Here is an 18,307-nt window from a genome sequence, read left to right as displayed (position 1 = left end):
GCGCACATGCCCGGACGCCTGCCGCACGATGCGGTGCACGCCCGCGCGCAAGGGCCGGTCGGGTTGCTGGCGGTTGCTGAAATGGACTTGCAGGTCGGGCACGGCGGGGAGCCTAGCAGGTTGCCCGCGCTTGAAGAAGCGCGCCGCACCTGGACAACACTCCGCGCATACGCACAATGCCTGATCTTTTCCGCGGGCCGCATGCCCGCACAGGAGCCAGCATGTCCAGCATCGACATCCGCCACGACCACGGCAAGACCCCCGCACAGGCGCGCAAGGCGATCGAAGACGCCGCCAAGAAGCTGTCCGAACGTTTCGACCTGGAATCGCGCTGGGACGGCGATGCGCTGCTGTTCTCGCGCTCCGGCGTGGACGGGCGCATCGAACTGCTGCCCAAGCAGGTGCATGTCACCGCCGAACTGGGCTTCCTGCTGTCGGCGCTGAAAGGCACGGTGGAAAGCGAGATCCGCCGCGTGCTGGCGGAAAAGCTGGGCTGAGCGGCAAAGCCCCTCTCCAGTCGGGAGAGGGTTGTGGGGTGAGGGTCCGGCACGAAGCGGCTCGCTGTGTTTGGGCGCGCGAGGCTTCGCCCGTACCCTCATCCGGCCCTGCGGGCCACCTTCTCCCGATGGGAGAAGGGACAGGCTAGCCCCTCTCCCACCGGGAGAGGGGTTGGGGTGAGGGTCCGGCCCGCTCAGTCGAACGCGAACGGCTGCGGGTGCCCGGCGAACAGGCGCCGCGAGACTTCGCGCTCCGTGGTCTCGATGTCGCCGATGAAGCCTTCCGCGTCGCCGAGCTTGGAGAACGCGTTGAAACCCCGTTCCAGGAACCCCTGCAGCTCCGACAGCCCCGCCGCCTTGGCCGGGCCGCGTGCGAAGCGCAGCAGCATGCGCACGCCCGGGGTGTGCACCGCGGTGGCCAGGCCCAGGCCGACGCTGGCGATCAGGTCGATCTGATGCAGGCGCAGGCGGCGCAGGCCGGTGTGCCGGTAGGCCTCGGCGTACAGCTCGTCGTCCAGGCGCTTGCGGCGCGGCGCCAGCGCCTGCAGCGCTTCGGCCATGCGCAGGTCCAGCGCGTGGGTCAGCACGCCCAGCTCGATGCCGTCGGCGACCGTGTCCAGCAGCGTGGCCGGCATCAGCCGCTGCATCATCGGCAGCACCTTGACGATGTCGGCATCGCGCCGGCTGAAATCGCGGTCGCCATAGACGTCGGTCAGGAAGAACATCGCCGCCGGGCGCCGCTGCGGGTCCTCCAGGAAGTGTTCGAAGCTGCGCTCCAGCCGCTGCGTCTGCCAGCGCCGCAGTTCCTGCAGCCAGCGCAGCGCATTGCGCGGCTCGTGCGCCGGATCGTGCACGGCCTGATGCCACGCCAGACGGCGGCCGAGTCGTTCCAGGACGGGATTGCTGCGCGCCATGGGCGCCGATGATGCTGGTCGCCGCGCGTGACCGCAAGCATCATGCCGCTCGGCTACACTCCGGCCAACGCCCTTCGCGGACCGCGCATGCTTTCCCTCCACAGCGCCTCGCCACGCCCCCGTTCCCACGGCCGTATCGGCCTGGCCATCGCCGGCGGCGGCCCGATCGGCGGCATGTACGGACTCGGCGCGTTGCGCGCGCTGGACGAGGCCCTGGACGGACTCGACCTGACCCGGCTGGATTGCTACGTCGGCGTCAGTTCCGGCGCGTTCCTGACCGCCGGCCTGGCCAATCGCATCAGCAGCGCCGAGATCTGCCGGATCTTCGTCACCGGCAACAGCGACGATGCGCACTTCCGGCCTGAGGATTTCCTCCGCCCCAACGTCTACGAATACCTGCGCCGCGCCGCGACCCTGCCCAAGCTCGCCTACGGCTGGTGGCACGACCTGCTGACCGAACCGCGCAAGACCCGCTGGTCGGACCTGATCACCCGCTTCGGCGGACTGGTGCCCAGCGGGCTGTTCGACAACGCCGGGGTCGAGCGCTTCATGCAGGACGTGTTCAGCCGCCGCGGCCGCAGCAACGATTTCCGCGCGCTGGACACCGACCTGTTCGTGGTCGCGGTGGACCTGGACAGCGGCCGCACCGTGCGCTTCGGCGAACCGGGCCTGGACCAGGTGCCGATCTCGCTGGCGGTGCAGGCCAGCGCCGCGCTGCCGGGGCTGTATCCGCCGGTGGAGATCGACGGCCACCACTACGTCGACGGCGCGCTGCGGCGCACGATGCATGCCTCCACCCTGCTGGAGCGCGGCATCGACCTGATGATCGGGATCAACCCGCTGGTGCCCTACGACGCCACCCACGCGCCGCGCCGCAACGGCCAGATCGACCGCGCGCGGCTGCTCAACGGCGGCCTGCCGGCTGTGCTGTCGCAGACCTTCCGCACCCTCCTGCAGTCGCGCATGCAGGTAGGGCTGGAGAAGTACGCGCGGCAATATCCGCGCGTGGACCAGCTGGTGTTCGAGCCCAACGCCGACAACAGCGAACTGTTCTTCACCAATCTGTTCAGCTATGCCGCACGCCACCGCGTCTGCCAGCTGGCCTATCGCAACACGCTGGCCGACCTGCGCCGCAACGCCGACGTGCTGGAGCCGATGCTGGCCGCGCACGGCATCGCGCTGCGCCACGACATCCTCAACGATCGCCAACGCACCTTCATCGACGGCGTGGACGTGCAGCAAGGGCGCACCACCGAAACCACCGCGCGCCTGCGCCGCGCGCTCGACGACGTCGACCAGGTCATTGCGCGGCGCCGCGCCACCCGCCGCACCCGGCGCGCGCCGCCGCTTTCCGCCGACTGAGGCGCCGGCGCTGGTGTGATTACTCTAACCAACGCCGTGAGTCTCGAATCCAGCCACCCAACCGCCGAAGGAACCGCATCGTCATGGCCACCCTGAAGAAATCCGCACGCAAGAAGAAGTCTGCCGCCGCTGCCGACGAGGGCCTGCAGGCGCAGGCGGAAAAGCTGTCCAAGCGTCTGGGCGAATCCGCGCAGCAGGTGTGGCTGGCCGGGGTCGGCGCGTTCGGCCGTGCCCAGGCCGAAGGCGGCAAGCTGTTCGAAACCCTGGTCAAGGAAGGCCTGACCCTGGAGCAGAGCACGCGCAAGCTGGCCGGCGGCGGCGTCGATGCGGTGCGCGACGTGGTGGAGAACCGGGTCGGCCAGGCGCGCGAGCGCGCCGCCGACACCTGGGACCGGTTGGAGAAGGTGTTCGAGGACCGGGTGCAGCGCGCGTTGCGCAGACTGGAAGTGCCCAGCCGCGAAGACCTCGGCACCCTGGTCGACCGCGTAGACGCTTTGAATGCCGAACTGCGCAACCTCGGCAGCGGCCGTCGCGCACGCCAGGCGCCGGCCAAGGCGCCGGCAGCCAAGAAGGCGGCAAAGACCGCCGCGCCCAAACCCCGCCCGGCCAAGCAGGCAGCGCCGGCGCGACGCCGTGCCGGTCCGGTCGTGGCCAGCGCCGCGCCCGCGCCGAAACGCGCCAGCCGCAAGCGTGCAGCGGCGCCGGCAGCGGCCGAATAAGGTTTTGTTGCAAAGCAGCAGATATTTTCCGACAATCGGGACGGACCCGCCAGTCCATCTGAAGACCGTTTGCTCCCCTCCCCTCTCGGCTTCAGACTGGCGGGTCTTCTCCTGTCCGCCGTTCCCCGCTGTCGCCTTGCCAGCGCTGTGACACGCTGGCGATAGACTGGCGTCATCGAATAGCGTTACGCGGGTGCGAGCATGTTTTCCTGGATAGTGGCAACGGTCTTGGCAGTTGGAGCATGGCTCGCTGCCACGCTCTACCTGTGGGTGGTCCGGCGCCGCGAGAACGAGACCACCGCCGGGCTGCATGCGCTGGCCGGACTGCATTGGCGCGATTTCTCGCGCATGGTGCGGCGCGCGATGCGCGAGCAGCGCGACCTGCACGACGCGGTGGCCGACGAGGACGTTTCCCAGGAACCGCAGAGCGATTTCGTGATGACCCGCGGCGATGCGCGCTGGCTGCTGTCGTGCAAGCACGGCCGCGCCTACCGGATCGGCTCGGCCGCGGTCAACGAACTGGGGGCCGCGGCACGGCTGATGGGCGCGCAGGGCGGCATCCTGGTCACCGAGGGCAAGGTGCAGCGCGACGGCATCGCCGCGGCCGACAAGCAGTCGGTGGAGATCCTCGACGGCCGCCGCATCTGGCCGATGCTCAAGCGCTACCTGCCCAGCGAACTGGAGGACGGGGTGATCGGCGCCAGTCGCCGGCGTGCGCAGCGGCATACCGCGATCGCCGCACTGGCCGCGCTGACCCTGGGCCTGCTGGTAGGACTGGGCGGGCTGGCGCTGCAGCAGCGCAGCGACGATGCCACGTCCGTGGCCGCGCCCCACTCGCCCGCCGCGCCCGCGCCGGCAGCGCCGCCGGCACCAGGCACCACGCCGGTGGCCGCGCCTGCGGCAGCGGCCGCTGCCGCTGCCGCTGCCGCATCCGTCACCGAAGCACCGCCGGCAAGCGCAGACCCCGACCCGGCCACCGAGGCCGAGTATCGCCATTCGGTCTCCAAGGCCCTGGCCAGCACGCCCGGCGTGATCCGCGGCATCTGGCAGACCCAGATGACGCTGGTGATCGACCGCAGCGACGACGACGCGCAGGTGTGGCCGCGGATCTGCAAGGAAGTGGAGCGCTATCCCTCGCTGCGCACCGTGCGCATCCAGCTCAATCCACGCCCGGACCGCGACGAGCCGGTGCGTTGGCGGCAATGTAGGACGTTTTGAGAAGCCGGGACTTGGGAACGGGGAATGGGGAATCGGTAGAGCGGGCCATCGGCACGCAGCGAACGAGCGCGCAGGCCTCCCTGTCTGATAAGCCAGGAGCGGCACCGCGTGCAGCGACTGCCTTTGCGATTCCCGATTCTCTATTCCCGATTCCCAGCTCTCCTCACCAATGCACGCCCCGCATCAGCGCCGCGAACGCGATCTGCTCCTGGCTGGGCTTGGCCTCGCGTAGCGCCTTGCGGTCGCCCTTGGCCGCGGCCGAATCCGGGAACAGTTCGAAGGCGGTGTTCATCACCACCTCGTAGGCCTTCGGCGCCACCGCGTTGACCAGCGCGGCGAAGATGCCCAGCCGCGTCGCCACCCGGCTCGGGCGCTCGATGATCGCCTTGACCATCAGGTCGGCGGCTTCCTCCACGCTCAGCGTCGGCACGCTGTCGTACATCTTGGTCGGCGCGATCATCGGCGTCTTCACCAGCGGCATGTTGACCGTGGTGAAGCTGATGCCCTTGCCGGACAGCTCGCCCTGCGCGCAGCGGCTCCACGCGTCCAGCGCCGCCTTCGACGCCACGTAGGCGGAGAAACGCGGCGAATTGGCCAGCACGCCGATCGAGCTGACGTTGATGATGTGGCCCTTGCGCCGCCCGGTCATGCCCGGCAGCACGCCCATGATCAGGCGCAGGCTGCCGAAGTAGTTCAGCTGCATGGTGCGCTCGAAATCGTGGAAGCGGTCGTAGCTGAGTTCGATCGAGCGGCGGATCGAGCGGCCGGCGTTGTTGATCAGCACGTCGACATGGCCGTGCGCTTCGAGCACGGTCTTGAGCAGCGTATCGCAGCCGGCCAGGTCGGACAGGTCGGCGGTGTAGGCGAACACCTTGCCGCCCTTGGCGTTCATCGCATCGCGTGCGGCGAACAGTTCCTGCTCGCCGCGGGCGACGATGATGGTGGTGGCGCCGGCTTCGGCGACGCGCTGCGCGGTGGCCAGGCCGATGCCGGAGGAACCGCCGGTGATCAGCACCACCTTGCCGCGTACCTTGCCCTTCAGCGTGCGGTCGACGAACAGGTCCGGATCCAGGTGCCGTTCCCAGTGGTCCCACAGGCGCCAGGCGTAGTCTTCCAGCCGCGGCACGGCGATGCCGCTGCCCTTCAGCGCGCGCTCGGTCTCGCGGCTGTCGAAGCGCGTGGGATAGGTGATGAACTTCAGCACCTCGCGCGGGATGCGGAAATCGCGCAGCAGCATGCCGGTGAAGCGGCGGATCGGCGGCAGCCCGCCGACCGCGGCACGGATGCCGGATGGCACGAACGCGAACATCCGCGCGTCGACCCGCAGGGTCATTTCCGGCGCGTGGCCGGCGCGGCAGAAGGTGTTGAGCACCTCGCCCACGCGCAGCGGTTCCGGATCGGTGAGGTGGAAGGTGTGGCCGTCGAGCTTGGGCTTGTGCGCGATGTGGTCCATCGCATCGGCGACGAAATCCACCGGCACCAGGTTGATGCGCCCGCCCTCGATGCCCAGCATCGGCGCCCACGGCGGCAGCAGCTGGCGCAGCTTCTTGATCAGCGGGAAGAAATAGTACGGCCCGTCGATCTTGTCGATCGCGCCCGTGCGCGAATCGCCGACCACCATGCCGGGGCGGTAGATCCGCCACTTGATCCGGGTTTCCGCGCGCACCAGCGCCTCGGCGTCGTGCTTGGTGCGCAGGTAGGGATCGTCCAGGCCTTCGGCCTCTTCGAACATGTCTTCGCGGAAGATACCCGGGTACAGCCCGGCCACCGCGATCGAACTGGTGTGGTGGAAGACGCCGGCGCCGATCTGCGCGGCCAGCTCCAGTGCGTTGCGGGTGCCGTCGAGATTGGCCACGCGCTGCGCCTCGGCCTTGGCGGTGAGGTCGTACAGCGCGGCCAGATGGAAGAAGTGCTTGACCTTGCCGTGCAGCGTCTTGCGTTGCGCCTCGTCCAGGCCGCAACAGTCGGCACCGACATCGCCGTGCAGCACGACCAGGCGCTTGGCGTCCCAGCCCTGCTCGCGCACCAGCGCATCGAACTTGCGTTGCGACTCCTTGCGGACCAGGACGTGGATGAGGCCTTTGCGCCGCATCAGGTTGGCCATCAGATAACGGCCGATGAAACCGGTGGCGCCCGTAACGAAATACGTCATGCCGAACCATCCCTCGTGCTGCGGCCGCGGCCCCTCGCCCCGTCCTGGCCGCTAACTTGCCAGAGTGCGGCAGGCAGGACAAACGCACGCCGGGGTACGGCGCGTACGCGCCGCGTGCGGCAGCGCAGCATCGGTCGCCTGCGACACGGCGGGTTTCGCGTGCCGCGTGGCGCTCAACGCACGCCCGGCGAGAAGCGCGCGACCAGGTCGTAGGTGTCGCCGAGGAACACCTGGCGCACGAAGGTGACGGCCTGTTCGCCGCGCCAGGTCTGCCGGTCGATCAGCAGGCAGGCGGTGCCGGCGGCCACCTGCAACCGCGCCGCCTGCGCGGGGTTGGCGCCGACGGCGCTGATGCGGTGCTCGGCGCGGGTCCACGGCACGTGCTGCAGCAGCCAGCTGCCGGGCACGACGACCGCGAAATCCATCTGCAGCGCTTCCGGCACCGCCACCGGATTGATCACCCGCTCCTCCAGCGCGAACGGGCGCCCGTCGGCGAAATGCAGGCAGTGCAGCGACAGCAGCGTGCCGGCGGCAGCGACCTCGGCCTCCTGCGGCAGTTCGGCGCGCGGCGCGCGCTGGCGCCGATCCAGCAGTTCGAAGCGATAGGCATGGCCGCGCGCGGCGACCTCGACCGGAATGTCGGGGATCTCCAGCGCCACCTGTTCCATGTGCGGATGCGGCCGCGCCACGAACGAGCCGGCGCGGCGGCGGCGCTCGATCATGCCGGCGTCGGCGAGCAGCGCCAGCACCTTGTTGACCGTCATCCGCGAGCAGGCGTACTGCGCCATCAGTTCGTGCTCGAACGGGATGCGATGGCCCGGCGGCCATTCGCCGCTGCGGATGCGGCCTTCGATGTCGCTGCGGATGCGGTGGTTGAGCGTCGCCGCGGGACGGGACGGGCTCATCGGCGCGTCCGCGCGGCAGCGTACCGCAGGCGCTGCCGGATCATGCGTCCAACAGCGCGGTCAGCGCGCGCGCATAAGCCGCAGCGACCGCCTCGCGGCGATGATGGCGGCCCTCGCGCACCAGTGCGCGGCCGTTGCGCCAGACCGAGCGCACCGCGCCGCGCCGCGCGGCGAAGATCCAGCTGTCCAGCAAGGCGTCGCCGTTGCGCGCGCGCAGCGCCGGATGCGCCGGATCCAGTTCGACCAGATCGGCCGGCGCGCCGACGCGCAGGCCCTGTTCCACGCCCAGCGCCTGCGCCGCGCCCTGCGCCGCGGACTGGAACAGGAAACGGCCGCTGGACTGCGCGGCGTCAACGGCGAGCACGTTGCGCCCGCGCAGCTGCAGACGCTGGCCGTACTCGAGCAGGCGCAACTCCTCGGCCGCATCGATCAGCACGTTGGAATCGGAGCCGACGCCGAAGCGGCCGCCGGCCTCGACGAACGCGCGCATCGGGAACAGCCCGTCGCCGAGGTTGGCCTCGGTGATCGGGCACAGGCCGACCACCGCGCCGCTGGCGGCGATGGCCTGCACTTCGGCGGCGTCGACGTGGGTGGCATGGACCAGGCACCAGCGCGCGTCCACCGGCGCATGCGCCAGCAACCACTGCACCGGCCGCTGCCCGCTCCAGGCCAGGCAGGCCTCGACCTCGCGGGTCTGCTCGGCGATGTGGATGTGCACCGGGCCGTCGCACAGCGGCAGCAGCGCGGCCAGTTCGTCCGGGGTCACCGCGCGCAGGCTGTGCGGGGCGATGCCCAGCACCGCGTCGTCGAGGCCGCGCAGCGCGCGGCGGCTGCCGTCGAGCAGTTCGGCGTAACCGTCCACGTCGTGGATCAGCCGCCGCTGCGCCGGGTTCGGCGCGGCGCCGCCGAAATCGGCATGCGCGTAGAACACCGGCAGCAGGGTCAGGCCGATGCCGCTGTTGTGCGCGGCGGCGGCCAGGCGCTGCGCCATTTCGGCGCGGTCGGCATACGGCCGGCCGTCGGCGGCGTGGTGCAGATAATGGAATTCGCCGACGCGGGTGAAGCCGGCTTCGAGCATTTCCACGTAGGCCTGTTCGGCGATGGCCTGCATGCTGTCCGGGTCCAGCCGCTGCAGGAAGCGGTACATCAGCTCGCGCCAGCTCCAGAAGCTGTCGCCGGTGCGGCCGCCGACCTCGGTCAGCCCGGCCATGCCGCGCTGGAACGCGTGGCTGTGCAGGTTGCCCAGCCCGGGCACGGCGATCGCCAGCGCGTGGTCGCCGGACGCGGCGACCACGCCGGACTGCACCGCGGCGATGCGCCCGCCACGCACCTCGATCCGCACGTCGCGCGCCCAGCCCTCCGGCAGCAGCGCCTGCGCGCACCAGAAACCGCTCGCCGCCTCGTTCCCGCCCGCCTGTTGCTGCGCCAGGGTCTGCACTGGACACCCTCCGTCGACCACAATATTGTATATACAAAATAACCGACGAACCCGCCCGTGACCATGCCCTGCGACACGCTCTGGCACAACGCTCACCTGATGACCCTGGACGCCGACGACGGCGGCCTGGGCCTGGTCCGCGACGGCGTGGTCGCCTGCCGCGACGGACGCATCGTCTATGCCGGCGCCGCCGCGGCGCTGCCGGAACCGTTGGCCGCGCAGCACAGCGTCGATTGCGGCGGACGCTGGATCGGCCCGGGCTTGATCGACTGCCATACCCACCTGGTCTACGCCGGCAACCGTGCCGGCGAGTTCGAGCAACGCCTGCTCGGCGCCAGCTATGCCGACATCGCCCGTGCCGGCGGCGGCATCGTCGCCACCGTGCGCGCCACCCGCGCCGCCGACGAAGCCGCGCTGCTCGCTGCGAGCCTGCCGCGATTGGACGCGCTGCTCGCCGAAGGTGTGACCACGGTTGAGATCAAGTCGGGCTACGGACTGACCCTGGACGACGAATTGCGCATGCTGCGGGTGGTGCGGCGCCTGGGCGAACTGCGCCCGGTCGCGGTGGCGCCGACCTTCCTCGGCGCGCACGCGGTGCCGCCGGGCGCCGAGGCGCAGGCCTACATCGACGAAGTCTGCGAACGGATGATTCCCGCCGTCGCCGCACAAGGCCTGGCCGAGGCGGTGGACGTGTTCTGCGAGCACCTCGCCTTCACCCCGGCACAGACCGAGCAGGTGTTCCAGGCCGCGCAGCGGCATGGCCTGGCGCTGAAGATCCATGCCGAACAGCTATCCAATCAGGGCGGCGCGGCGCTGGCGGCGCGCTACGGCGCGCGCTCGGCCGACCACGTCGAGTACCTGGACGACGCCGGCATCGCCGCGATGGCGGCCGCCGGCACCGTGGCGGTGCTGCTGCCGGGCGCGTTCTACTTCACTAGCGACACGCAGTTGCCGCCGATCGCCGCGCTGCGCGCCGCCGGCGTGCCGCGCGCGCTGGCCACCGACTGCAATCCCGGCACCTCGCCGCTGACCAGCCCGCTGCTGGCGATGAACCTGGCGGCGACGCTGTTCCGCATGAGCGTGGCCGAATGCATCGCCGGCTTCACCCGCGAGGCGGCGCGCGCGCTCGGACGCTACGAACAGGTCGGCCGGCTGCGCGCCGGGCTGCAGTGCGACCTGGCGATCTGGGACATCGAACAACCGGCCGAACTGGTCTATCGCATGGGCTTCAACCCGCTGCATGCGCGCATCTGGAGGGGACAATGAGCAACGAGATCGTGCTGCGCCCGGGCGCAGTGAGCCTGGCACAGTGGCGCGCCGTGTACCGCGGCGCCGGCGTGCGCCTGGATCCTGCCTGCGCCGAGGCGGTGCTGCGCAGCGCGCAGACGGTGGAGGCGATCGTCGCCAAGGGTGCGCCGGTGTACGGCATCAATACCGGCTTCGGCAAGCTGGCCAGCGTGCGCATCGAGCGCGAAGACCTGGATACCCTGCAGCGCAATATCGTGCTGTCGCATGCGGCCGGTGTCGGCGAGCCGATGCCGGTGCCGGTGGTGCGGCTGATGCTGGCGCTGAAGCTGGCCAGCCTGGCGCAGGGCGCGTCCGGCGTGCGCCCGGCCACGCTGGCGCTGCTGGAAGCGTTGTTGCGGCACGACGTGATCCCGGTGGTGCCGTGCCAGGGTTCGGTCGGCGCCTCCGGCGACCTGGCGCCGCTGGCGCATCTGGCGACGGTGATGATCGGGGTCGGCGAGGCCTTCGTCGGCGGCCAGCGCCTGCCCGCCGCGCAGGCGTTGGCGCAGGCCGGGCTGCAGCCGCTGGCGCTGGGCGCGAAGGAAGGTCTGGCGCTGCTCAACGGCACCCAGTATTCCACCGCCTACGCGTTGGCCGGGCTGTTCGAGATCGAGCGCGTGTTCCATGCCGCGCTGGTCGCCGGCGCGCTGTCCACCGAAGCGGCGAAGGGGTCGGACACGCCGTTCGATCCGCGCATCCACGCCTTGCGCGGGCAGCGCGGGCAGATCGCCACCGCCGCCGCGCTGCGCGAACTGATGCACGGCTCGGCGATCCGCGATTCGCACCGCGACAACGACGTGCGCGTGCAGGATCCGTACTGCCTGCGCTGCCAGCCGCAGGTGATGGGCGCGGCGCTGGACGTGATGCGCCAGGCCGCGACCACGCTGGCGATCGAGGCCAACGGCGTGTCCGACAATCCGCTGGTGTTCAGCGAGACCGGCGAGGCGCTGTCCGGCGGCAACTTCCACGCCGAGCCGGTGGCCTTCGCCGCCGACATGCTGGCGCTGGCGGTGTGCGAGATCGGCTCGATCAGCGAACGCCGCGTCGCTATGCTGGTGGATCCGGCGCTGTCCGGGTTGCCGGCGTTCCTGACTCCGAAGCCGGGGCTCAACTCCGGCTTCATGATCCCGCAGGTCACCGCCGCCGCGCTGGTGTCGGAGAACAAGCAGCGCGCCTACCCGGCCAGCGTCGATTCGATCCCGACCTCGGCCAACCAGGAAGACCACGTGTCGATGGCCGCGCACGGCGCGCGGCGGCTGCTGGCGATGGCCGAGAACGCGGCCAACGTGGTCGGCATCGAACTGCTGGCCGCCGCGCAGGGTTGCGACTTCCATGCGCCGCTGACCTCCAGCGCCGCGCTGGAAGCGGCGCGCGCGCTGCTGCGCGCGCAGGTGCCGGCGCTGCAGGACGACCGTTATTTCCATCCGGACATGCTGGCCGCCACGGCGCTGGTGCGCGGCGGCGCGCTGGCCGAAGCGGTCGATGTGTCCCTGCCCGACGCAACGTCCGGACCATGACCCTGTAGGAGCGGCTTCAGCCGCGACCGGGCCTTACCGGTAAATCCGGTCGCGGCTGAAGCCGCTCCTACAAAAAGCGAGGCCCCGCATGACCACCCTCCCCGACTGGCTCACCCTCCATCGCGGCGATGCGCCGCTGATCGTCAGCTTTCCGCATACCGGCACCGAGCTGCCGGCAGCGCTGGCCGATCGCTTCGTGTCGCCGTGGCTGGCGCAACGCGATGCCGACTGGTGGGTGGACCAGCTGTACGCCTTCGCCGCCGCGCTCGGCGCCACCACCGTGCGCACTGCGATCTCGCGGTCGGTCATCGACGTCAATCGCGATCCCGGCGGCACGTCGCTGTATCCGGGGCAGAACACCACCGGCTTGTGCCCGCTGACCACCTTCGACGCGCAACCGCTGTATCGCCCCGGCGCCGAACCGGACGCGGACGAGATCGCGGCGCGCCGCGCGCACTGGTTCGATCCCTACCATGCCGCGCTCGACGCGGAGATCGAGCGCCTGCGTGCGCATCACCCGGCCATCGTGGTCTACGACGCGCATTCGATCCGCTCGCACATCCCGCACCTGTTCGACGGCGAACTGCCGCAGTTCAATATCGGCAGCGCCGGGCCCTCCGGCGCGAACGACAGCAGTTGCGCCCCCGCGCTGGCCGATGCGGTCGAACGGGTCTGCGCCGGCAGCGGCTTCAGCCACGTGCGCAACGGCCGCTTCAAGGGCGGCTGGAGCACGCGCCACCACGCCGCGCCGCGGCGCGGCGTGCATGCGATCCAGATGGAACTGGCCTGCCGCGGCTACATGCACGAACCGGCCGAGGTGGCGCCGGACAACTGGCCCTCGCCGTGGCAGCCGGACTACGCCGCGCCGCTGCGCGCGGTGCTGCAGCAGGTGCTGCAGGCGTGCCTGGACTTCGCCCGCGACAGCGCGCATTCCTCGCCGGCACCCGCACCGCCCTCCACGAACGTTTGACGCTGCGAATCCTTCGCAAACCCCGCACCTGCATGTGCGGACTCTTCAGATCAAGGAATCCGCATGACCCGCCTCGACACCACCCGCACGATCCAAGCGCCCACCGGCAGCACCCTCACCTGCAAGAGCTGGCTGACCGAAGCGCCGCTGCGCATGCTGATGAACAACCTGCATCCGGACGTAGCCGAACGCCCGCAGGAACTGGTGGTGTACGGCGGCATCGGCCGCGCCGCGCGCGACTGGGAGTCCTTCGACGCGATCGTGGCCGCGCTCAAGCGCCTGGACGACGACCAGACCCTGCTGGTGCAATCCGGCAAGCCGGTCGGCGTGTTCCGCACCCACGCCGATGCGCCGCGCGTGCTGATCGCCAATTCCAACCTGGTGCCGCGCTGGGCCACCTGGGACCACTTCAACGAGCTCGATAAAAAGGGCCTGGCCATGTACGGCCAGATGACCGCCGGCAGCTGGATCTACATCGGCGCGCAAGGCATCGTCCAGGGCACCTACGAAACCTTCGTCGAGATGGGCCGCCAGCACTACGCCGGCAGCCTGGCCGGCAAGTGGCTGTTCACCGGCGGCCTCGGCGGCATGGGCGGCGCGCAGCCGCTGGCCGCGGTGATGGCCGGCGCCTCGTGCCTGGCGGTGGAATGCCGCAAGAGCAGCATCGACATGCGCTTGCGCACCGGCTATCTCGACACCTGGACCGACGACCTGGACGAAGCGCTGCGCCTGATCGAGGAATCGTGCACGGCGAAGAAACCGCTGTCGGTCGGCCTGCTCGGCAATGTCGCCGACGTGCTGGACGAGCTGCTGGTCCGCGGGGTCAAGCCGGACCTGTTGACCGATCAGACCTCCGCGCACGACCCGGTCAACGGTTACCTGCCGCAGGGCTGGAGCGTCAAGCAGTGGGACGAAAAGCGCGCCAGCGCGCCGAAGGAAGTCGAGGCCGCCGCGCGCGACTCGATGGCCAACCACATCCGCGCCATGCTCGCCTTCCACGCGCTCGGCGTGCCGACCGTGGACTACGGCAACAACCTGCGGCAGATGGCGCTGGAAGAAGGCGTCGAGAATGCCTTCGACTTCCCCGGCTTCGTGCCCGCCTACATCCGCCCGCTGTTCTGCCGCGGCATCGGCCCGTTCCGCTGGGCGGCGCTGAGCGGCGATCCGGAGGACATCGCCAAGACCGATGCCAAGGTCAAGGATCTGATCCCGGACAACCCGCACCTGCACCGCTGGCTGGACATGGCCGCCGAGAAGATCAAGTTCCAGGGCCTGCCGGCGCGCATCTGCTGGGTCGGCCTGGGCGACCGCGACCGCCTGGGTCTGGCGTTCAACGAGATGGTGGCCAGTGGCGAACTGAAAGCACCGGTGGTGATCGGCCGCGACCATCTGGATTCGGGCAGCGTCGCCTCGCCCAACCGTGAGACCGAAGCGATGGCCGACGGCTCCGACGCCGTCTCCGACTGGCCGCTGCTCAACGCCCTGCTCAACACCGCCAGCGGCGCCACCTGGGTCTCGCTGCACCACGGCGGCGGCGTCGGCATGGGCTTCTCCCAGCACGCCGGCATGGTCATCGTCTGCGACGGCAGCGAGGCGGCGGCCAAGCGCATCGCGCGCGTGCTGTGGAACGACCCGGCGACCGGTGTGATGCGCCATGCGGATGCGGGGTATGAGATCGCGGTGGAATGCGCGAAGGAGAAGGGACTGGATCTGCCTGGAATTGTGGGCTGACCGAGTGCCGCTGGGCGCTTGCAGGTCGCTGGCCTGCAAGCGACCTCTTTCCGTAGAGCCGGGCATCGGCTCAATGGATCCGGGCGCACGCTGCCTCATCCAGGAGCAGCCGCGCAAAGGCTCGGCTACGCACGCTTGACCCTGTCCCCGGTCGTGACGATGATGCGCGATCGCCGCTGACGGATCACCGCGATGTCTCGCGCCTTTGCTGCCGCACTGCTCTGCGCCCTGCTCGGCAGCCTGCCTGCTTCGGCTCGGGATACGCCGCACGACCTCGCCTCGCAGTTGGACGCCCAGCTGCAGGCCAACCGCGAACGCTATGGCATCGCCGGTCAGGCGGTGCTGGTCGCCCACAATGGCCAGGTGCTCTACCAGGGCGCCAGCGGCGAACGCGATCCGGCCACCCACGCGCCGGCCACCGTCGATTCCATCTTCGCCGCGCAGTCGATGGCCAAGCTGTTGACCAGCACGCTGGTGATGCAGCTGGTGGATCAGGACAAGGTGGATCTGGATGCCCCAGCCAGCCGCTACGTCCCGGACCTGCCGGCCGCGTGGCAGGCGATCCGCGTGCGCGATTTCCTCAATCACAGCTCCGGCATTGCCGAATACTACGACCGTGTGGGCAACCGTTGGGTGAGCAAGGGCTACCCCGGCGTGGCGCCCGATCTCGCCGCTGCGCTGAAGGTTGCCGGCGCGGCACCGATGCAGTTCGCCACCGGCAGCCGTGTGCAGTACACGCAGGCCAACTACCTGGTGCTGACTGCCCTGCTGGAAGCGTATTACCGCAAGCCTTACCCGGCCATCGCACGCGAACGCATCCTGCAGCCACTGAAGATGCGCAGCACGTCGTGGGGCCTGGCCAGCGTCCCGCCGGATCGCGCGGCCGTGCCGTACATCGGCAAGGACGGCACGCTGCAGCCGGCCAATGAAGACCCCTGGCCGAGCTACGGCTGGGGCCACGCCGACCTGCAGACCACCGTAGGCGACATCAACCGATTCCTGCAGGCGCTGGCCAACGGCAAGCTGGTGCGCACGGCAACCCTGGAAAGACTCTGGCAACCGCAGATGCTGACCGGCGGCGGCAGCAACTTCTTTTCCACCGGATGGGATACCACCCGCAGCGATGGCTATACCCAGGTCGGCCACGATGGCGGCACCCGCGTGCGGGCGAGACTGGCCTACAAGGGCACCCTGGCCAGCGGCTATTGGGTATTCGTGTACTTCACCAACGGCAGCGCCCGCAATGTCTGGTCCAGCACGCTGGTGGAAAGCACGATGGCGCAGGTCGCGCCGAAGGAGTTCCCGCATGCGGTCCTCGCCGAACGCTTGATCGCCTACGCGATGGACGAACGCGCCGGCGCTGCGGACGCCATGCGTGCGTGGCTGCGCGATGGCGACGGCGTCCCCGCCAGTGAGCAGGAACGCGCGATCAATGCCAGCGGCTACGCCATCCGCGAGAGTCTCGGAGCAGGGAGGGCGCTGAAGGTATTCACCCTCAACACCGAGCTGTATCCGGACTCGGCCAACGCCTGGGACAGCCTGGCCGAATGCCGCGCCGCGCTGGGCGATGCCGAGATCGCCAAGGCGTTGTACGCGAAGTCGAAGGCGCTGTCCAAGCCCATTCCGTAGGGTCGCGTTTGCTCAACAGCCGCCCGCCCCGGACCAGATCTGCGCAGAATGCATTGCATGCCGGTCCACGCGTTCGAGCGAGCGCAAACGCAACGAAAAGCGCGCCGACTGGAGCGTAGCCGGACCGCCGCCACGCGTCGCGACAGTCGTGCTCAAGCAGGCGCCACGGGGCCGCGGGGTGCGCATCGCCCCGCAAGGGGCTGCATGGCATACCGGCTCGCATCGCAGACATCGCGCGCATCAACGCAACGCGCTCACCGCGCAGAAACGCGCGGCCGATCCGAAGGCTGGACTGCGCGAGCCGCCGGAGGCCGGTGACGGCCAGTGGCAACAGGCCGGACACACAGCGGCATGCCGTACATCGCAAGCGAACGCATCTGCCGACCAACACCGACCGATGACCATGGCCTCGCGCCGCAGGCCGCCCGACCCGGGCAGCCTGCGGTGCCGACCGCGATGCTGCGGCTGTATTGGCCACGAACCGGACATCGTCGCGCCAATCCAGAGCCTGCTGACATTGCGCAAATACGCGCAATAGCCGTGTGCGGCTGTCGGCCTGGAGAGGATGCCGGTCGCAGCAGTCAGGGGCGATTCAAGCTTTTCGGCCATGCCCGCGCACGCGCCGTGCGGACGCCGATCGATTGCAGGCACAAGGGTCGCGGGCGGATCGGCGGCGGCTTTGCGGATGCCACGCGCCGTCACGTGCTGGCGCATCGCAGCGGGCGGCGCAATTCGCCAATCGAGCGCAACAGGCGGTTTTGAACCTTCGGCGAACTCCAGTCCGCCAAGGCCATCCATGTCGTCCATCGGCACCGCTTCCCCCTGCTCTTCCGGTCCAAGGTTGTCCGTGGTGATCTGCACGCTGGACGAGTCGGACGCCATCGCTGGCGTCCTGGACGAACTCTCCGCAACGATGGCCGGCATCGATCACGAGATCGTGGTGGTGGACGATTCGCACGACGAGCTCACCGCGCAGGCGGTCCTGGCCTGTGCCGCGCACACGCCCCAGATCCGCTTGCTGCGCCGGCGCGAAGGCCGAGGACTGGCCTCCGCGGCGATCGCCGGATGGGATGCGGCGCATGGACAGTACCTGGCGATCATGGACGGCGATGGCCAACACGATCCGCGCCTGATCGCACAGATGTTCCGGCTCCTCGAGCAGGGCCGACAGGACGTCGTGGTGGCCAGCCGCTATCTGCACAGCCGCAGCTCCGGGCTGGGCCTGGTCCGGCATGCGATGAGCCGCGGTGCGGTCCGCCTGACCCAATTGCTGCTCGGCGCGCGGCTGGCCGATCCGATGAGCGGCTGCTTTGCGATGACCCGCGACTGGTACGCCGACGTGCGTCCGCACCTGTCCGGGCTCGGCTTCAAGATCCTGGTGGACGTGGTGGCCTCCGGCCGCCGCCGCCCGAACACCGCCGAAGTGCCCACACAACTGGGCGAGCGCCGCGGCGGCGTGTCCAAGATGGATCCGCGCGTGGTGGCCGACCTGCTGACCCTGCTGCTGGAAAAGCGCACGCGCGGGCTGCTGCCGGCGCAGATGGCTTTGTTCTTCGCGGTCGGGCTGGGCGGCCTGGCAGTGCATCTGACGGCGTTGTGGGCGCTGCTGCATGCCGGCTGCCCGTTCTGGGTCGGGCAACTGGTGGCGATCATGGCGGCGATGACCTGCAATTTCCTGATGAACAACATCCTGACGTTTCGCCACTGCCGCCTACGTGGCGCACGCATGCTCAGCGGCCTGCTGATGTTCTATCTGGCCTGCATGTTCGGTGCGTTCGTCAACGAAAGCATCGGCTGGGCCTTGCACGCGGCCGGCGTCAACTGGGCGCTGGCGGCGGGCGCCGGCAGCGTGGCTGCCGCGTTGTGGAACTATCACGCGGCCAAGCGCACGGCATGGTCGTCGACGTTGAATCCGCCGCAAGCCGCGGCGGTGGCGGTCGAGCTGCGCGTGTCGTCGCGCTGATGCAC

Annotated in this window: 15 protein-coding genes; 10 read left to right on the top strand and 5 right to left on the bottom strand. The window is 69.8% G+C overall.

Annotation, left to right across the window (positions count from 1 at the left end; all coding sequences use genetic code 11):
- Positions 1-221: 221 nt before the first annotated feature.
- Positions 222-497 carry a polyhydroxyalkanoic acid system family protein gene (locus tag AB8810_RS10820; protein ID WP_003473856.1) on the top strand — a complete coding sequence of 92 codons (276 nt, stop codon included), beginning with the start codon at positions 222-224 and terminating at the stop codon, positions 495-497.
- A 194-nt stretch (positions 498-691) separates the two neighbouring features.
- On the opposite strand, the gene AB8810_RS10815 is transcribed toward AB8810_RS10820, so the two are convergent.
- Positions 692-1,411: a hypothetical protein gene (locus AB8810_RS10815; protein WP_369916477.1), complete on the bottom strand. Its 720-nt coding sequence runs from the start codon at positions 1,409-1,411 to the stop codon at positions 692-694.
- Between the two features lie 87 nt (positions 1,412-1,498).
- Between AB8810_RS10815 and AB8810_RS10810 the strand changes: the two genes are divergently transcribed.
- The 3 genes from AB8810_RS10810 to AB8810_RS10800 all read left to right on the top strand — a co-directional run bounded on the left by AB8810_RS10810 (position 1,499) and on the right by AB8810_RS10800 (position 4,710).
- Complete coding sequence (locus tag AB8810_RS10810) at positions 1,499-2,773, top strand: patatin-like phospholipase family protein (protein ID WP_206259680.1); 1,275 nt, start codon at positions 1,499-1,501, stop codon at positions 2,771-2,773.
- Between the two features lie 83 nt (positions 2,774-2,856).
- Positions 2,857-3,492 carry a phasin family protein gene (locus AB8810_RS10805; protein WP_179564999.1) on the top strand — a complete coding sequence of 212 codons (636 nt, stop codon included), beginning with the start codon at positions 2,857-2,859 and terminating at the stop codon, positions 3,490-3,492.
- A gap of 228 nt (positions 3,493-3,720) precedes the next feature.
- Positions 3,721-4,710, top strand: coding sequence for a restriction endonuclease (locus AB8810_RS10800; protein ID WP_369916476.1), 990 nt, complete (start codon positions 3,721-3,723; stop codon positions 4,708-4,710).
- Positions 4,711-4,873: 163 nt separating this feature from the next.
- Here the strand turns inward: AB8810_RS10800 and AB8810_RS10795 are convergent, their stop codons facing one another.
- From AB8810_RS10795 to AB8810_RS10785, 3 genes are all read right to left on the bottom strand, one after another.
- The gene (locus AB8810_RS10795) at positions 4,874-6,862 is read right to left on the bottom strand and encodes an SDR family oxidoreductase (RefSeq protein ID WP_369916475.1); all 1,989 of its coding nucleotides are present in this window, start codon (positions 6,860-6,862) and stop codon (positions 4,874-4,876) included.
- A 173-nt stretch (positions 6,863-7,035) separates the two neighbouring features.
- On the bottom strand, positions 7,036-7,767 hold the full coding sequence (gene hutC / locus AB8810_RS10790; RefSeq protein WP_179565005.1) for a histidine utilization repressor: 732 nt from the start codon (positions 7,765-7,767) through the stop codon (positions 7,036-7,038).
- Positions 7,768-7,807: 40 nt separating this feature from the next.
- Positions 7,808-9,205 (bottom strand): formimidoylglutamate deiminase, encoded by a 1,398-nt coding sequence (locus tag AB8810_RS10785; RefSeq protein WP_369916474.1) that lies wholly within the window; start codon positions 9,203-9,205, stop codon positions 7,808-7,810.
- Positions 9,206-9,268: 63 nt separating this feature from the next.
- On the opposite strand from AB8810_RS10785, the gene hutI reads away from it, so the two are divergent.
- The 5 genes from hutI (at position 9,269) to AB8810_RS10760 (ending at position 16,339) form a co-directional block, all read left to right on the top strand.
- Complete coding sequence (gene hutI / locus AB8810_RS10780; protein ID WP_369916660.1) at positions 9,269-10,471, top strand: imidazolonepropionase; 1,203 nt, start codon at positions 9,269-9,271, stop codon at positions 10,469-10,471.
- Complete coding sequence (gene hutH, locus AB8810_RS10775; protein WP_369916473.1) at positions 10,468-12,009, top strand: histidine ammonia-lyase; 1,542 nt, start codon at positions 10,468-10,470, stop codon at positions 12,007-12,009. The genes hutI and hutH overlap by 4 nt, the downstream gene beginning before the upstream one ends.
- 88 nt (positions 12,010-12,097) lie before the next feature.
- The gene (gene hutG, locus AB8810_RS10770) at positions 12,098-12,979 is read left to right on the top strand and encodes an N-formylglutamate deformylase (protein ID WP_369916472.1); all 882 of its coding nucleotides are present in this window, start codon (positions 12,098-12,100) and stop codon (positions 12,977-12,979) included.
- Between the two features lie 63 nt (positions 12,980-13,042).
- Positions 13,043-14,710, top strand: coding sequence for a urocanate hydratase (gene hutU / locus AB8810_RS10765; protein WP_179565013.1), 1,668 nt, complete (start codon positions 13,043-13,045; stop codon positions 14,708-14,710).
- A 192-nt stretch (positions 14,711-14,902) separates the two neighbouring features.
- The gene (locus tag AB8810_RS10760; protein WP_369916471.1) at positions 14,903-16,339 is read left to right on the top strand and encodes a serine hydrolase domain-containing protein; all 1,437 of its coding nucleotides are present in this window, start codon (positions 14,903-14,905) and stop codon (positions 16,337-16,339) included.
- A gap of 240 nt (positions 16,340-16,579) precedes the next feature.
- Here the strand turns inward: AB8810_RS10760 and AB8810_RS10755 are convergent, their stop codons facing one another.
- The gene (locus tag AB8810_RS10755; RefSeq protein WP_369916470.1) at positions 16,580-17,221 is read right to left on the bottom strand and encodes a hypothetical protein; all 642 of its coding nucleotides are present in this window, start codon (positions 17,219-17,221) and stop codon (positions 16,580-16,582) included.
- Here AB8810_RS10755 and AB8810_RS10750 point away from each other — a divergent pair.
- Entirely contained in the window at positions 17,190-18,302 is a 1,113-nt protein-coding gene (locus tag AB8810_RS10750; RefSeq protein WP_369916469.1) for a glycosyltransferase, read from the top strand. The two genes, AB8810_RS10755 and AB8810_RS10750, sit on opposite strands and share 32 nt — an antisense overlap.
- The last annotated feature ends 5 nt before the right edge of the window (positions 18,303-18,307 follow it).

Source organism: Xanthomonas sp. NCPPB 3005 (assembly GCF_041228095.2).
Lineage (GTDB): Bacteria > Pseudomonadota > Gammaproteobacteria > Xanthomonadales > Xanthomonadaceae > Xanthomonas_A > Xanthomonas_A bonasiae.
The sequence above is the reverse complement of the archived record's forward strand: the minus strand, read 5'-3'. Positions and strand labels throughout refer to the sequence as shown.

What these genes read in the sequence shown, in the direction of transcription:
- AB8810_RS10820 (WP_003473856.1), top strand. Translation starts at nt 222, where the DNA reads ATGTCCAGCATCGACATCCGCCACGACCACGGCAAGACCCCCGCACAG.
- hutH (WP_369916473.1), top strand. Translation starts at nt 10,468, where the DNA reads ATGAGCAACGAGATCGTGCTGCGCCCGGGCGCAGTGAGCCTGGCACAG.
- AB8810_RS10810 (WP_206259680.1), top strand. Translation starts at nt 1,499, where the DNA reads ATGCTTTCCCTCCACAGCGCCTCGCCACGCCCCCGTTCCCACGGCCGT.
- hutC (WP_179565005.1), bottom strand. Translation starts at nt 7,767, where the DNA reads ATGAGCCCGTCCCGTCCCGCGGCGACGCTCAACCACCGCATCCGCAGC.
- AB8810_RS10755 (WP_369916470.1), bottom strand. Translation starts at nt 17,221, where the DNA reads ATGGCGTCCGACTCGTCCAGCGTGCAGATCACCACGGACAACCTTGGA.
- hutU (WP_179565013.1), top strand. Translation starts at nt 13,043, where the DNA reads ATGACCCGCCTCGACACCACCCGCACGATCCAAGCGCCCACCGGCAGC.
- AB8810_RS10815 (WP_369916477.1), bottom strand. Translation starts at nt 1,411, where the DNA reads ATGGCGCGCAGCAATCCCGTCCTGGAACGACTCGGCCGCCGTCTGGCG.
- hutI (WP_369916660.1), top strand. Translation starts at nt 9,269, where the DNA reads ATGCCCTGCGACACGCTCTGGCACAACGCTCACCTGATGACCCTGGAC.
- AB8810_RS10805 (WP_179564999.1), top strand. Translation starts at nt 2,857, where the DNA reads ATGGCCACCCTGAAGAAATCCGCACGCAAGAAGAAGTCTGCCGCCGCT.
- AB8810_RS10795 (WP_369916475.1), bottom strand. Translation starts at nt 6,862, where the DNA reads ATGACGTATTTCGTTACGGGCGCCACCGGTTTCATCGGCCGTTATCTG.
- AB8810_RS10760 (WP_369916471.1), top strand. Translation starts at nt 14,903, where the DNA reads ATGTCTCGCGCCTTTGCTGCCGCACTGCTCTGCGCCCTGCTCGGCAGC.
- hutG (WP_369916472.1), top strand. Translation starts at nt 12,098, where the DNA reads ATGACCACCCTCCCCGACTGGCTCACCCTCCATCGCGGCGATGCGCCG.